Origin of the sequence: Streptomyces sp. NPDC019937, assembly GCF_040631655.1 — a bacterium.
Taxonomy (GTDB): domain Bacteria; phylum Actinomycetota; class Actinomycetes; order Streptomycetales; family Streptomycetaceae; genus Streptomyces.
This window is the reverse complement of the sequence record NZ_JBEYAL010000049.1, coordinates 41,454-56,442: the sequence shown is the minus strand read 5'-3', so window position 1 is coordinate 56,442 and position 14,989 is coordinate 41,454. Positions and strand designations below refer to the sequence as shown.

13 protein-coding genes are annotated in these 14,989 nt (G+C 70.6%); 2 read left to right on the top strand and 11 right to left on the bottom strand.

The features are described from left to right. Positions 1-409 precede the first annotated feature (409 nt). The 3 genes from ABZ562_RS35455 to thyX form a co-directional block, all read right to left on the bottom strand. A complete protein-coding gene (locus ABZ562_RS35455; protein WP_361487901.1) occupies positions 410-2,095 on the bottom strand; it encodes a ribonuclease J in 1,686 nt (561 codons plus the stop codon). Between the two features lie 124 nt (positions 2,096-2,219). Further along, positions 2,220-3,119 (bottom strand): 4-hydroxy-tetrahydrodipicolinate synthase, encoded by a 900-nt coding sequence (gene dapA / locus ABZ562_RS35450; protein WP_361487898.1) that lies wholly within the window; start codon positions 3,117-3,119, stop codon positions 2,220-2,222. Between the two features lie 169 nt (positions 3,120-3,288). After that, positions 3,289-4,041, bottom strand: coding sequence for an FAD-dependent thymidylate synthase (gene thyX / locus ABZ562_RS35445; protein WP_055556912.1), 753 nt, complete (start codon positions 4,039-4,041; stop codon positions 3,289-3,291). A gap of 223 nt (positions 4,042-4,264) precedes the next feature. On the opposite strand from thyX, the gene ABZ562_RS35440 reads away from it, so the two are divergent. Both ABZ562_RS35440 and ABZ562_RS35435 read left to right on the top strand, forming a co-directional pair. Then, positions 4,265-4,501: a hypothetical protein gene (locus ABZ562_RS35440; protein ID WP_055556910.1), complete on the top strand. Its 237-nt coding sequence runs from the start codon at positions 4,265-4,267 to the stop codon at positions 4,499-4,501. A gap of 63 nt (positions 4,502-4,564) precedes the next feature. Beyond that, positions 4,565-5,152 (top strand): hypothetical protein, encoded by a 588-nt coding sequence (locus tag ABZ562_RS35435; protein ID WP_361487894.1) that lies wholly within the window; start codon positions 4,565-4,567, stop codon positions 5,150-5,152. Positions 5,153-5,166: 14 nt separating this feature from the next. Here ABZ562_RS35435 and ABZ562_RS35430 read toward each other — a convergent pair whose 3' ends face one another. The 8 genes from ABZ562_RS35430 to ABZ562_RS35395 all read right to left on the bottom strand — a co-directional run bounded on the left by ABZ562_RS35430 (position 5,167) and on the right by ABZ562_RS35395 (position 14,967). Continuing rightward, positions 5,167-5,634: a tetratricopeptide repeat protein gene (locus ABZ562_RS35430; protein ID WP_055556906.1), complete on the bottom strand. Its 468-nt coding sequence runs from the start codon at positions 5,632-5,634 to the stop codon at positions 5,167-5,169. Between the two features lie 10 nt (positions 5,635-5,644). Further along, positions 5,645-6,397 carry a 4-hydroxy-tetrahydrodipicolinate reductase gene (dapB, locus tag ABZ562_RS35425; protein ID WP_361487892.1) on the bottom strand — a complete coding sequence of 251 codons (753 nt, stop codon included), beginning with the start codon at positions 6,395-6,397 and terminating at the stop codon, positions 5,645-5,647. A gap of 62 nt (positions 6,398-6,459) precedes the next feature. Next, positions 6,460-7,839 carry a pitrilysin family protein gene (locus ABZ562_RS35420; protein ID WP_361487889.1) on the bottom strand — a complete coding sequence of 460 codons (1,380 nt, stop codon included), beginning with the start codon at positions 7,837-7,839 and terminating at the stop codon, positions 6,460-6,462. Continuing rightward, on the bottom strand, positions 7,836-10,067 hold the full coding sequence (locus ABZ562_RS35415; RefSeq protein ID WP_361487886.1) for a polyribonucleotide nucleotidyltransferase: 2,232 nt from the start codon (positions 10,065-10,067) through the stop codon (positions 7,836-7,838). The genes ABZ562_RS35420 and ABZ562_RS35415 overlap by 4 nt, the downstream gene beginning before the upstream one ends. 378 nt (positions 10,068-10,445) lie before the next feature. Further along, on the bottom strand, positions 10,446-10,733 hold the full coding sequence (rpsO, locus tag ABZ562_RS35410) for a 30S ribosomal protein S15 (RefSeq protein WP_009714645.1): 288 nt from the start codon (positions 10,731-10,733) through the stop codon (positions 10,446-10,448). A 203-nt stretch (positions 10,734-10,936) separates the two neighbouring features. After that, a complete protein-coding gene (locus ABZ562_RS35405; protein WP_361487883.1) occupies positions 10,937-12,547 on the bottom strand; it encodes an amidase in 1,611 nt (536 codons plus the stop codon). Beyond that, positions 12,547-12,837, bottom strand: coding sequence for a hypothetical protein (locus ABZ562_RS35400; protein ID WP_361487880.1), 291 nt, complete (start codon positions 12,835-12,837; stop codon positions 12,547-12,549). The genes ABZ562_RS35405 and ABZ562_RS35400 overlap by 1 nt, the downstream gene beginning before the upstream one ends. Positions 12,838-12,903: 66 nt before the next feature. After that, the gene (locus tag ABZ562_RS35395) at positions 12,904-14,967 is read right to left on the bottom strand and encodes a serine/threonine-protein kinase (RefSeq protein WP_361487877.1); all 2,064 of its coding nucleotides are present in this window, start codon (positions 14,965-14,967) and stop codon (positions 12,904-12,906) included. Positions 14,968-14,989: the final 22 nt, after the last annotated feature.

Sequence of the window (14,989 nt, the reverse complement as noted above, 5' to 3'; positions counted from 1 at the left end):
GGTATCAACATATCTGGCGTTGACTTTTGGCACGCTGTTGAGTTCTCAAGGAACGGACGCTTCCTTTGAAACCGTATCACCGGTTTCTCCGGGCTCTTCCCTCCGACCTTTCAGCCTTTCGGCTTTCCGGCCTTTCGTGTTTCCAACCTTACCAGATCCGTTTTCCGTTCCGTTTCCGGTCCGAATTCCGCTTCCGGTGGCCGTTGGAGGGCCTTCCCTTTCGGTGTCTCCGACTTTATCAGAATTCTCTGAGCCGGATTCCCACCCCCGCCTTCGGGCTCCTCCGAAGCGGTATGAGTGCTCCGGGTTCCCCTCTGGCGGAGCCGTAAACGTACTGGAGCGGGGCTCCTCGATGCAAATCGAGGAGCCCCGCCCGGGGTTCAGTGCTCTCCTGGGAGCTGAGGTCGCGTCAGACCTCGACCACCACGGGGAGGATCATCGGGCGCCGGCGGTAGCTGTCGGACACCCACTTGCCCACGGCGCGGCGCACGAGCTGCTGGATCTGGTGCGAGTCCGCGACGCCGTCGGAGGCCGCCTTGGCCAGGGAGTCCTCGATCTTCGGAAGGACCGCGGCGAAAGCACCGTCCTCGATGCCGGAGCCTCGTGCCTGGATGTGCGGACCACCCACGATCTTGCCGGTCGTGCTGTCGACGACGACGAAGACCGAGATGATGCCCTCCTCGCCCAGGATGCGGCGATCCTTGAGCGAGCTTTCGGTGACATCGCCGACCGAGAGGCCGTCCACGTACACGTAGCCCGCCTGCACCTTGCCGGTGATCTTCGCGATGCCGTCGACGAGGTCGACCACCACTCCGTCCTCGGCGATGACGCAGCGGTTCTTCGGGACCCCCGTGAGGGCGCCCAGTTCGGCGTTGGCGCGCAGATGGCGCCATTCGCCGTGGACCGGCATCAGGTTCCTGGGCTTGCAGATGTTGTAGAAGTACAGCAACTCACCGGCCGAGGCGTGGCCGGAGACGTGCACCTTGGCGTTGCCCTTGTGGACGACGTTCGCGCCCCAGCGGGTGAGCCCGTTGATGACCCGGTAGACCGCGTTCTCGTTGCCCGGGATGAGCGACGACGCCAGGATCACCGTGTCGCCCGGGACGATGCGGATCTGGTGATCGCGGTTGGCCATCCGGGACAGCGCGGCCATCGGCTCGCCCTGGGAGCCGGTGCAGACGAGCACCACCTCGTCGTCCGGGAGGTCGTCGAGGGTCTTCACGTCCACCACGAGGCCCGCCGGGACCCGCAGATAGCCCAGGTCACGGGCGATCCCCATGTTGCGGACCATCGAGCGGCCGACGAAGGCCACCCGGCGCCCGTACTCATGGGCCGCGTCCAGGATCTGCTGGATGCGGTGCACATGGCTGGCGAAACTCGCCACGATGATGCGCTTCTGGGCGCTCGCGAAGACCTGGCCCAGGACGCCGGAGATGTCGCGTTCCGGCGGGACGAAACCGGGGACCTCGGAGTTGGTGGAGTCCACCAGCAGCAGGTCGATGCCCTCCTCGCCGAGCTTGGCGAAGGCGGGCAGGTCGGTGAGGCGGCCGTCCAGCGGCAGCTGGTCCATCTTGAAGTCGCCGGTGTGCACGGCCAGGCCGGCCGGGGTGCGGATGGCGACCGCGAGGGCGTCCGGGATGGAGTGGTTGACCGCCACGAACTCGCACTCGAAGGGGCCGATCCGCTCCAGGTTCCCCTCCTCCACCTCCAGCGTGTAGGGGCGGATCCGGTGCTCCTGAAGCTTCGCCTCGATCAGGGCGAGCGTCAGTTTGGAGCCGATCAGCGGGATGTCCGGCTTCTCGCGGAGCAGGAACGGGACGCCGCCGATGTGGTCCTCGTGGCCGTGCGTGAGCACGATGCCGTCGATGTCGTCGAGGCGGTCCCGGATGGACGTGAAGTCCGGCAGGATCAAGTCGACTCCGGGCTGCTCCTCCTCGGGGAAGAGCACCCCGCAGTCGACGATCAGCAGCCGGCCACCGTATTCGAAGACCGTCATGTTGCGGCCGATCTCGCCGAGGCCACCCAGAGGGGTGACACGCAGGCCACCCTCCGGGAGCTTCGGCGGCGGGCCGAGCTCGGGATGCGGATGACTCAAAAGACTCTCCTCACCACGCGCGCCACATGCCCCCTGGGGCACATGGCGCGCGTGACATTCGTGCACTTGCTGATGTGTCTGTATGCAGTTGTGAAGTATGAAGGTGCGATCATCACGTCTTTGACTAGAGCTGTACCCCGCCGGCGGCAAGATCGCGCTTGAGCTGTTCCGTTTCCTCGGGGGTCAGCTCGACGAGCGGCAGGCGCAGCGGCCCCGCCGGCAGGCCCTGGAGGGCGAGCGCGGCCTTGGACGTGATGACGCCCTGGGTGCGGAACATCCCGGTGAAGACCGGGAGCAGCTGCTGATGGATCTCCGTTGCCTTCGCGACGTCGCCCTGGAGGTGGGCCTCGAGCATCGCGCGCAGTTCGGGGCTGACGAGGTGGCCCACCACGGAGACGAAGCCGACGGCGCCGACCGACAGCAGCGGCAGGTTCAGCATGTCGTCGCCGGAGTACCAGGCGAGGCGGCTGCGGGCGATGGCCCAGCTGGCACGCCCGAGGTCGCCCTTGGCGTCCTTGTTGGCGACGATGCGCGGGTGCTCGGCGAGCCGGACCATGGTCTCGGTGCCGATCGGGACGCCGCTGCGGCCGGGGATGTCATAGAGCATGACCGGCAGGCCGGTGGCGTTCGCGATGGCGGTGAAGTGGCGGAGGATGCCCTCCTGCGGGGGCTTGCTGTAGTACGGCGTGACCGCGAGCAGGCCATGGGCACCCGCCTGCTCCGCCCCGCGGGCCAGCTCGACGCTGTGCCGGGTGTCGTTGGTGCCGGCGCCGGCTACGACGTGGGCGCGGTCGCCGACCGCCTCCACCACGGCTCGTACGAGCTCGGCTTTCTCCACATCGCTGGTGGTCGGGGACTCGCCGGTGGTGCCGTTGACGATCAGGCCGTCATTGCCGGCGTCCACCAGGTGAGTGGCGAGCCGCTGGGCGCCGTCGAGGTCGAGCGCGCCGTCAGCGGTGAATGGCGTGACCATGGCGGTCAGCACCCGCCCGAAAGGGGTCTGCGATGTGGATGTCGGTGCCATGGGCACCACGCTACTCGTAGCGCGCCCCGCGGCGCTCGCTCGGGGCGGCGGAACAGCGCCATCGGAGAGGACCCGGCACTGCCTGCTCGGGGGTTCAAGCAGTGCCGGGCCCCTTTGTTCAGCCTAGATGAACTTCTCGAAACGCCGCAATACGGACACTTCGCTCGCGCTACGGAGCGACCCGGCCATTGGCGTTGAACGCGGCGTGGGTGAGCGGCATCAGCCCGGCCCACGCCTCCTCCATCTTCTCGCCCACCATCTCGATCTCCCGCTGCGGGAAGGACGGCACGGCGGCCTGCTCGTGCTGGGTGCGCAGGCCCAGGAAGTGCATCAGCGAGCGCGCGTTGCACGTCGCGTACATCGAGGAGTACAGGCCGACCGGGAGCACCGCGCGGGCCACCTCGCGGGCGACCCCGGCGGCCAGCATCTCCTGGTACGCCTCGTACGCGTGGCGGTAGGCGTCCTCCATCGCGCGGCCGGTCAGCGCGTGCTGCTCGGGGGTGCCCTCGACGAACTCGTACTTCCCCGGGCGGCCCTGCTGGACCAGCTTGCGGTCCTCGCCGGGCACGTAGAAGACCGGCTCCAGGCGGCGGTAGCGGCCGGACTCCTCGTTGTACGACCAGCCCACGCGGTGCCGCATGAACTCGCGGAAGACGAAGATCGGGGCGCTGATGAAGAAGGTCATCGAGTTGTGCTCGAACGGGCTGCCGTGCCGGTCGCGCATCAGGAAGTTGATCAACCCCTTGGAGCGCTCCGGGTCCTTCGTCAGCTCCTCGAGGGACTGCTCACCCGCGGTGGACACCCTCGCGGCCCACAGGACGTCGGAGTCGGCGGCGCTGTGCTTCACCAGCTCGACGGTCACATCGCTGCGGAAACTGGCCTTCTCTGTCTCGGCCGGGCTCTCGGCGGGGGTCTCGCTCACCGACGGGTCCTTCCATGTCGCATCGCTCGGGGCGGGCCCAGCTTACGGGCCGCCACCGACAGCTCCGCTCCCCCGGACCCCCGCACGGACCCTCGTGTGAACACGTGCGCGGGCCCCCGCAGAAAATTTTGACTGAAGTTCTTGAAACAGGGCACCAGGACGGTCGTTCACACGTCCTACACACTGAAGTACCCGCGCTCGAGGTTCCAAGGAGAGCCCGCTCATGTTCCGCCGGCGAGAGCCCGTACCGTTCGCCTTCGTCGCCGAAGCCGACCGTTTCCGCAGCAATGTCACCCCGCCACCCCGCCCCCGGGCGTCCCGGTCCGAGATAACCGGCCGGACGCTGATGGGGCTGACCATCGTCGCCGGTTTCGTCGGCGCCCTGATGTTCGGCATGCCCGCGCTCGACAGTCAGTCGCACCCCACCCACCAGGCGCAGGAGGCCTCGAACGGGCGCTGAGCTGTGCTGAGATAGCCTCGCTCAGCACAGACCACCGGACGTGTGTGTGAGTGAGGACGATCCGTGCCACTGCCCTTCCTGACAGCCGACCGCGCACATGACGACGACCGAGCGGGGCCCGAAGCGGCCCCGCTCGCGCATGTCGACGTCACGCATGCCGATGTCGCCTACGAGGACCCCGAGCGCTGGCGCCGCCCGTACCGGCCGGGGCCCTGGAAGGTGGGCGGGGCGGCGGTGCTGCTGCTGCTCGCCTCGTACCTCCTCTTCTCGGCGCTGATCATCGCCCTGGCGGGCTCGGGATCGGCCGCGGGCGTGTGCGTCGCCGCGGCGGCGCTGGTGATGGGCTTCGCGGTCCGGATGGTGCAGGCGGGCGTCCGGGCGAACGAGCGGGGGCTGCGGCGGACCGGGCTGTTCTCGTCCACCACGGTCGCCTGGCAGGACGTCGCGTCGATACGTACCGTTCAGCAGCCGGTGCGGCGGCTGGGCCTTCCCCTCACGGTGCAGGGGCAGGCGGTGCTCGCCGAGCGGACGTCGGGCGGTGCCCCGCTGCCCCTGATCACCAGCCATGACACCGATTTCCTGGGGCGCCCCGACGCCTTCCGGGCGGCCGCCGACGCGCTCGACGAGCAAGCGGCCCGGCGCGGCCGCTGAGCCCGTCAGCGCCGTCAGCCGGAGCCGTCCGCGGCCCGGACCGGCTTGCCGTCGTGGAGGGCAATGGCGCGCTGCATGGCCTTGCGGGCGCGGGCGGTGTCGCGGGCGTCGTGGTACGCGATGGCGAGCCGGAACCAGGAGCGCCAGTCCTCCGGCGACGCTTCCGTCTCGGCCCGCCGCTTGGCGAAGACCGCGTCCGCCGAGTCCCGGTCGATGCGCCCGCCGGGCGTCCGTACCAGCTCGTCGACCGGCAGGCCGCCCTCGGCGTCCAGTTCGCGCGCGAGCCGGTCGGCGTTGCGCGCGAACTGGGTGGTCTGCCACAGGAACCAGCCGCCGATGAGCGGCAGCACCAGCACGGCCGCGCCATAGGCGATGGTCACCGGGGTGCCTTCCCGGATGAGGAGCACCCCGCGGTCGCCGACCAGCACGAAGTAGACGACCAGGACGGCCGCGAGGACGAAATAGGTGATCTTTGCGCGCACCGGTGTGCCCTCAGTCCAGATCGAGGAAGTGTTCCAGGCCGAAGGTCAGGCCGGGGGTGGTCACCACGCGCCGCGCGCCGAGCAGGATGCCCGGCATGAAGCTGCTGTGGTGGATCGAGTCGTGCCGGATGGTGAGGGTCTCGCCCTCGCCGCCGAGCAGGACCTCCTGGTGGGCGAGGAGCCCGCGCAGCCGTACCGAGTGCACCGGCACGCCGTCCACCTCGGCGCCCCGCGCGCCCTCCAGCGCCGTGGCCGTCGCGTCCGGCTGCGGGGCGCAGCCCGCCTCGCGGCGGGCCTCGCCGATCAGCTGGGCGGTACGGGCCGCGGTGCCCGAGGGGGCGTCCACCTTGTTGGGGTGGTGCAGCTCGATGACCTCGACCGATTCGAAGAAGCGGGCGGCCTGGCGGGCGAAGCGCATGGTCAGCACGGCGCCGATGGAGAAGTTCGGGGCGATGAGCACGCCGGTGCGGGGCGAGCCGTCGAGCCAGCCGCGCAGCCGGGCGAGGCGCTCGTCGGTCCAGCCGGTGGTGCCGACGACGCCGTGGATGCCGTGCCGTACGCAGAAGTCGAGATTGCCCATCACCGAGCCCGGGTCGGTCAGCTCGACCGCGACCTCGGCGCCCGCCTCGACCATGGTCTCCAGCTTGTCGCCCCGGCCCAGCGCGGCGACCAGTTCCATGTCCTCGGCGGCCTCGACGGCCCGTACGGCCTCGGAGCCGATCCGGCCCTTGGCACCGAGGACGGCCACGCGCAGCTTGCTCATCGTTCCTCTTCCTTCGCTTTCTCCGGTCGGACGGCTTCTCCGGCCGGGCGGCTCTTCTCCGGCTAGGCGACGGCCTCGTCCAGCCGGGCCGCCTGCTTGTCCTTCAGCGGGCCGATGACCGACAGCGAAGGACGCTGCCCCAGTACATCGCGGGCCACCTCGCGCACCTCGTCCGGGGTGACCGACTGGATCCGGGTGAGCATGTCGTCCACCGACATCTGGTCGGCCCAGCACAGCTCGCTCTTGCCGATGCGGTTCATCAGCGCGCCGGTGTCCTCCAGGCCGAGCACCGTGGAGCCGGAGAGCTGGCCGATGGCGCGCCGCAGCTCCTCGTCGGTGAGGCCGTCGCGCGCGACCTGGTCCAGCTCGTCGCGGCAGATCTTGAGGACGTCGTGCACCTGGCTCGGGCGGCAGCCCGCGTAGACGCCGAAGAGGCCGCAGTCGGCGAAGCCGGAGTTGTAGGAGTAGACGCTGTAGGCGAGGCCGCGCTTCTCCCGGACCTCCTGGAAGAGCCGGGAGCTCATGCCGCCGCCGAGCGCCGTGTTGAGCACGCCGAGCGCCCAGCGCCGGTCGTCGGTGCGCGGGATGCCGGGCATGCCGAGGATGACGTGCGCCTGCTCGGTCTTGCGGTTCAGCAGCTCGACCCGGCCGGCGGTGCGGATCGCCCGGGATCCGGCGCGCGGAGCGACCGGGACCGCGTCGGCGCGGGTGAGGGCGCCCGCCTGCTCGAAGGCGTCGCTGACCTGCGCCACGACCGTGTCGTGGTCGACGTTGCCCGCGGCGGCGACGACCAGGTGGGTCGGGTCGTAGTGCTTCTTGTAGAAGCGGGCGATCTGGTCGCGACCGAGCCCGTTGACGGTGTCGACGGTGCCCAGGACCGGGCGGCCGAGCGGGGTGTCGCCGAGCATGGTGTGCGCGAACAGATCGTGGACGCAGTCGCCCGGGTCGTCCTCGGTCATCGCGATCTCTTCGAGGACGACGCCGCGCTCGGCGTCCACGTCCGCCGCGTCGATCACCGAGCCGGTCAGCATGTCGCAGACGACGTCGATGGCCAGCGGCAGATTGGTGTCGAGCACCCGCGCGTAGTAGCAGGTGTACTCCTTGGCGGTGAACGCGTTCATCTCGCCGCCGACGGCGTCGATGGCCGCGGAGATGTCGAGCGCGCTGCGCCGCCGGGTGCCCTTGAAGAGCAGGTGCTCCAGGTAGTGGGTGGCGCCGTTCAGCGTGGGGGTCTCGTCGCGGGAGCCCACGTGCGCCCAGATGCCGAAGGTGGCGGAGCGCACGGACGGCAGGGTTTCGGTGAGGATGCGCAGGCCGCTGGGGAGCGTGGTCCTGCGGACCGTCCCGATGCCGTTCTCGCCTGGGAGAAGCGTTTGGGTACGGGCGACGGCCCGCCCCTCCGAGGAGGGGCGGGCCGTCGTCACGTCGTCGCGGGACGTCACTTGGCGGCTTCGTCCTTCGCCTCGTCGTCCTTGTCGGCCTTGTCGTCTTCACCCTCGATGACCGGGTGCAGCGAGAGCTTGCCGCGCTGGTCGATCTCGGCGATCTCGACCTGCACCTTGGAGCCCACCGCGAGCACGTCCTCGACGTTCTCCACGCGCTTGCCACCGGCGAGCTTGCGGATCTGCGAGATGTGCAGCAGCCCGTCCTTGCCCGGGAGCAGGGAGACGAAGGCGCCGAAGGTGGTGGTCTTCACGACCGTGCCCAGGTAGCGCTCGCCGACCTCGGGCATCGTCGGGTTGGCGATGCCGTTGATGGTCGCGCGGGCGGCCTCGGCGGCCGGGCCGTCGGCGGCACCGATGTAGATCGTGCCGTCGTCCTCGATGGTGATCTCGGCGCCGGTGTCCTCCTGGATCTGGTTGATCATCTTGCCCTTGGGGCCGATGACCTCACCGATCTTGTCCACCGGGATCTTGACGGTGATGATCCGCGGGGCGTTCGGGGACATCTCGTCCGGCGTGTCGATGGCCTCCATCATCACGTCGAGGATGTGCAGCCGGGCGTCGCGGGCCTGCTTGAGGGCCGCGGCCAGGACGGACGCCGGGATGCCGTCCAGCTTGGTGTCCAGCTGGAGGGCGGTCACGAACTGCTTGGTGCCGGCGACCTTGAAGTCCATGTCACCGAACGCGTCCTCCGCACCGAGGATGTCGGTGAGGGTGACGTAGTGGGTCTCGCCGTCGATCTCCTGGGAGATCAGGCCCATCGCGATGCCCGCGACCGGGGCCTTCAGCGGCACACCGGCGTTCAGCAGCGACATCGTGGAGGCGCAGACCGAGCCCATGGAGGTCGAGCCGTTGGAGCCGAGCGCCTCGGAGACCTGGCGGATGGCGTACGGGAACTCCTCGCGGGTCGGCAGCACCGGCAGCAGCGCCCGCTCGGCCAGCGCGCCGTGGCCGATCTCGCGGCGCTTGGGGGAGCCGACGCGGCCGGTCTCACCGGTGGAGTACGGCGGGAAGTTGTAGTTGTGCATGTAGCGGCGGCGCGTCTCGGGCGAGAGCGTGTCGAGCTGCTGCTCCATGCGGAGCATGTTCAGCGTGGTGACGCCCAGGATCTGGGTCTCGCCGCGCTCGAACAGCGCCGAGCCGTGGACCCGCGGGATCGCCTCGACCTCGGCGGCGAGCGTACGGATGTCCGTGACGCCGCGGCCGTCGATGCGCTTCTTCTCCTTGATGACGCGCTCGCGCACCAGGGACTTGGTCAGCGAGCGGTACGCGGCGGAGATCTCCTTCTCGCGTCCCTCGAACTGCGGCAGCAGCTTCTCGGCGGCCAGACCCTTGACGCGGTCCAGCTCGGCCTCGCGCTCCTGCTTGCCCGCGATCGTCAGCGCCTGGGACAGCTCGTCGCGCACGGCGGCGGTGAGCGCCTCCAGCACGTCGTCCTGGTAGTCCAGGAAGATCGGGAACTCACCGGTGGGCTTGGCGGCCTTGGCGGCGAGGTCCGACTGGGCCTTGCACAGGACCTTGATGAACGGCTTGGCGGCCTCGAGGCCGGCCGCGACGATCTCCTCGGTCGGCGCCTCGGCGCCATCCTTGACCAGCTGGATGGTCTGCTGGGTGGCCTCGGCCTCGACCATCATGATCGCCACGTCGCCGTCCTCCAGGACGCGACCGGCGACGACCATGTCGAAGACGGCGTCCTCCAGCTCGCTGTGGGTCGGGAAGGCGACCCACTGGCCCTTGATCAGGGCGACGCGGGTGCCGCCGATCGGGCCGGAGAAGGGCAGGCCCGCCAGCTGGGTGGAGCAGGAGGCGGCGTTGATCGCGACCACGTCGTAGAGGTGGTCGGGGTTGAGCGCCATGATCGTCTCGACGACCTGGATCTCGTTGCGCAGGCCCTTCTTGAAGGACGGGCGCAGCGGACGGTCGATGAGGCGGCAGGTGAGGATCGCGTCCTCGGACGGGCGGCCCTCACGGCGGAAGAACGAGCCGGGGATGCGCCCGGCGGCGTACATCCGCTCCTCGACGTCGACCGTCAGCGGGAAGAAGTCGAGCTGGTCCTTGGGGTTCTTCGAAGCGGTGGTGGCCGACAGCACCATGGTGTCGTCGTCCAGGTAGGCCACGGCCGAGCCGGCGGCCTGACGGGCCAGGCGGCCCGTCTCGAAACGGATGGTGCGGGTGCCGAAGGTGCCGTTGTCGATGACGGCCTCGGCGTAGTGGGTCTCGTTCTCCACCAGGGAAATCTCCTCGTCTGCGTCCCCGTCCGTATGACGGTGGACGGTGGTGGAGCAGCGCCTCCGGGCCTTGCTGTCCGGCTGCCGGGCCGGTCTTCGATCGAAGCCACCGGAATTGCCAGTTCCGGGAGCCACTACCGAGGACCGGCTCCTATGGCGCCGGTGCGGCGGGAATGAGGCGCTCCTCCTCGTGCGTTATGGCGTTGTTGGGACCAGACTACAAAGCTTCGGCCATCATCACGATGGGTGTGTGGTCTGGCGCGTACGGGACGTAGCGGACAAAATACGCTCCGTGCCGAGGGGGTGACGCGGCGCAAGAGGCCGCGTACGGCAAAGGGAGCGGCCCCCTGACCCGGGAACCGCTCCCTTCACGACGACTTACTTGGCGCCCGCCGCACCGCGACGGATGCCGAGGCGCTCGACCAGCGCGCGGAAGCGCGTGATGTCCTTCTTCGCCAGGTACTGCAGCAGCCGGCGGCGCTGGCCGACCAGCAGCAGCAGACCACGGCGGGAGTGGTGGTCGTGCTTGTGGGTCTTGAGGTGCTCGGTCAGGTCCGAGATGCGGCGCGAGAGCAGCGCGACCTGGACCTCCGGGGAGCCGGTGTCGCCTTCCTTCGTGGCGAACTCGGTCATGATCTGCTTCTTCGTAGCGGCGTCGAGCGACACACGTACTCCTAGGTTTCTCAGTTTCAGCCGCCGAGTGCCCCTGGTCGGTGTCTCAGGGGATCTTCCGTGACTCGGAAGGCGGGGTCCGCTGGGCGCTGTCTCCAGGACCTTCGCAGAAGGCTCCGGGGGCGCGTACGCAAACGGCCAGCACACAGAGTACCAGTGTCCAGGGCGGGGTCCTTCAGGCCGCCGCGGCCGCGGCGCTACGCGCTGGCGGCCGCGGCCTCCACGGCGTCCAGCAGCGGGCGGACGACCCGCTTGACGGGCTCCAGGGCCGGATCCACCGGGCGCCGCTCGTGCCAGTCGGTGACCGCCTGATAGGCGGCGACCACCTCCAGCAGGCGGTCCTCCTCGTACGGCGCCCCGCCGAGGATCGCCCCGGTCGGCACGCCGGCCGTGAAGCCGATGGGGAAGCCGATCTCCGGAAGGCCCAGGATGTCGAACGGTACCGGGCTGGTCTGCAGCAGCACGTCGCAGTGGTCGAACGGACCGTCGAGCACCGCGCGCAACAAGTGGTGCTTGGCGCGCTGCGCGGTGATCCACTCGTCGCCGGAGATCATCAGCCCCTGCAGCCAGCCCAGCACCGAGACGCCGAACTTCGTCAGGTCCTGGCGCAGCCAGTGCCGGAAGGGCTCGGTACGCTCGCTCAGGCGCGCGGCGTTGAACGCGCTACCGGTCAGCAGCGACCAGTCGGCGGGGTAGCGGACCTCCACGAGGGTGACGCCGGGCAGATCCGCCAGGGTGTCCAGGAGCGCCTGGCGCCGGGCGATGCCGTCGGTGAACCCCGGCGGCACCCCGATCCGGGTGGGCCGGCGCATCCGTACCTTCCCCTTGGGCGAGACCACGGGGATGGCCGCGCGCACCAGGTCGGGCAGGCGCGGCAGGCCCTGGGTCCGCGGATCCTCGGCGTCCGGACCGGCCATGACGGTCAGCATGATCGCCGCGTCCATCGCGTCGCGGGCGATCGGACCGCAGTGGTCGCGGGTGTACGAGAGCGGGATGACGCCGTTCAGGGAGACCCGGCCCATGGTGGGCTTCAGGCCGGTGAGGTTCTGCCGGTTGGCCGGGTTGACGATGGAGCCACCGGTCTGGGTGCCGATGGAGGACGACGCCATCCGCCCGGCGACCGCGCAGGCCGGTCCCGTGGACGAACCGCCGGGGTCGATGAGCGGGTTGTCGGGCGTCCAGGCGTTGACGGTGGTGATCAGGCCGTTGGGCGTGGTGGCACGGGTGGTGGCCAGCGGTCCCATCTGCCCCTTGCCGAGCAGGATGCCGCCCGCCGCCTTGAGCCGGGCGACGGCGGTGGCGTCGGTGACCGGCACGAAGTCTTCGAAGATGAAGGAGTTGGCGCGGGTGGGCACGCCCTTGGTGAAGTAGTTGTCCTTGACGCACAGCGGAACCCCGGCCAGCGGCGCGCGTTTTCGGTCCTCGCCGCGGTCCGCCCGGTCCGCCGCGTGGGCCGCGAGCAGCGCCTGCTTCCGGGTCACCTCGGCGTACGCCTGATAGGTCTTGTCGTACTTCTCGATCCGGTCCAGATACGCCTGGACGAGGTCCGCGGAGGTGAGGCGGCCGGTGCGGATCAGGACGACGGCCTCGGCGAGCGTGGCCTCCGTGGGGTCGTGCCGCGCCGCCTCGCGCACGGGCAGATCGGGCACGGCGACGGCGGGGGCGCCGGTTGCGGTGGGGGCGGCGGGCGCGGTGGGGGTTCGGGCCGGGGCCGCGGCGGCCGGTGCGGCGGACGCGGCGAGGGCGCCACCGGCCCCGGCGGCGGCCGAGGCGGCCAGGAACGTACGGCGGTTGAGGTCGCGGCCCATCAGCGGTCCGCCTCCCCGGTCCAGCCGGTGGTGATCGACGGGTACGCGAGCGGCGCGGCCTCCTGCTGCGCGTACGCCGCCCCCAGCGCGCCGCCCACGCCGCCGGTCGGCGGCGTCCAGTCGGCGAGCGCGCCGGGCGTCGTGGCGACGAACTCGCGCAGCGCCAGCATGATCACGGCGCGGGTGGGCGTCCCGGTCTCGGGGTCGGCCACGTCCGGGAGCTGGTCGAGGTCGACCCCGGCAAGTGCCAGTCGGGCCCGTATGTACGCGTCCAGCGTGTCGCTGTCCAAGGGTGTCTCCGGGGGAATCGTGTGGTGTGGCGGGGGATCAAACAGGTGGTGGTCCGGGGCGGCTGTCTAGAACACCGGCATCGCCGTCAGCTTCTCGTTGTGCAGCAGGAAGACCCGGTTTCCGGCTCCGGTCAGCCGCCAGCTACCGCCGGTCCCCGCGGTGTATGGCCAAGCCGCTTTCCCTTCCCGGGAGTCCACGACCTGTACCCCTCCCGTGCCTCCCGCGTCGGCCACCACCCACACGCTGTTCTCCACGACCACAGGAGCGTCCAGGGGACGGTCCTGGGAAGCGAAGGGCATCGTCCACATATCCGACCCGCCGTCAGCCCTGCGAGCGGAAAGGTCGGTCCCGTCCACGGCGTACACCACGCCCTTCCACACGGCCGGGGCACTCCATCCGCTTTCGTCGGCAGCGCTACGCGCCCACTTCTCCTTGCCGTTCGACAGCGTCAGAGCGGCCAGGGTCCGCCCGCCCAGGTAGACCGTGCCCTCGACGACGACCGGGGGGAGGGACGTAGAGCCGCGCTTGTCGGGCCCCCAGGCGATCCTGCCGTTCTTCGTGTCGAGGGCCACCACCTCGCCGGAGGTGTCGTACACCACTAGACGGCCATCGGCCACCGCGGCTGCTGCCGGGCCGTCGTCCGAAGACCGTACCGGTCCCGGGGCGGTCCACAGAGGGCGGTGCGAGTCGAGCCCTACGGCACGCACCCGGCCTGTCCGCGTGACCAGGTAGACCGCGCTGTCGTCCACAGCCAGCAGCGCCGCCGCGTCGGCGCTTTCGGCCTTCCACTGCTGTGCGCCGTCTTCGACGCTCAGCATGCGCACCGCGCCCTTGGCGTCAGTCGCGAGGATGCCCTCGTCGCGGAGTGCCAGCAGCCGTCCCCTCAGCCCGGTGATCGATGTCGTCCATCGCGGTTTCCCCTCGGTCACGCCGTAGCCGCGCAGCCGGCCGTCCGTCACCGCGACGACGACCAGATCGTGGACCAGAAGCGGAGCCGATACCGCCGTGCCACCGGATTTCGGGGGGCCGAGGTCAACAGGCCCCCACAGGGGCGAGGGCGCGGTGCCCTCGTCGTAGTGCGCCAGCGGCTCGGCGTCCCAGGGCCGCGCCCCGCCCGCCGCGTCCTCGTCGCCGCTCAGCAGCCACCACGCCCCGGCGCCGCCGCCCGCCGCGAGCACCGCGCCGCCCGCGGCGAGGGTGGTGAGCAGCCCGCGGCGGGTGGGGCGGGACGGTTCGTCGCCGGGCATGGTGGCCATCCGGCGGGCGTCCGCCTCGCGGCGTGCGATGTCCTCCGCGAGCGGCCCGGTCCGCCAGATCCGCCCGGCGCCGCGGGGCGGCGTCAGCTGCCCGGCGAGGGCGTCGAGGGCGGGCCGGTCCGCGGGCTCCTTGGCGAGGCAGGGTGCGACCAGGGCCCGTATGTCCTGCGGCACCGCGCCCAGTTCCGGCTCGCCGTGCACCACCTGGTACTGCACGGCGGCCACGTGACCGCCCTCGTGGACCGGCCGCCCGCCCGCCGCGTACGCCAGGACCACGCCGAGGGAGAACACGTCCCCTGCGGGTCCGGTCCGCCGCCCGAGGACCTGTTCGGGCGCGGCGTAACCGGGGGTGGCGACCGTCTGTCCGGTGGTGGTGAGGGTGAGTCCGTGCTCGGGGCGGGCGATACCGAAATCGATGATCCTGGGGCCGCGCGAGGTCAGCACGATGTTCGACGGCTTGAGGTCGCGGTGCACCAGCCCGGCCCCGTGGATCTCCCGCAGCGTCGTCACCAGTACCGCGCCCAATGCCTGGACGGCGGGTTCGCCAAGGGCCCCGTACCGCTCGACGGCCTGGTCGAGCGTGGGCCCCACCAGGAACTCCGTGGCGATCCACGGCCGTCCGCCCTCGGTCTGCGCCGCCAGCACCCGCGCCACCCCACCGCTGCGCACGGACTGCGCCGCGTACGCCTCGCGAAGGAAGCGCCGGGCCATCTCCGGATCGTGCGCCAGCTCCGGCCGCAGCACCTTGACCGCCGCCGTCCGGCCCTGTGCGTCCCGCCCGAGGTACACCTGGCCCATCCCGCCGGCCCCGAGCACGCCGGTGAGGCGGTACGGGCCGAGGCGGAGGGGATCGCCGGTGCCGAGGGGGTTCATGGGATGGGTCTCCTGGTCGGTG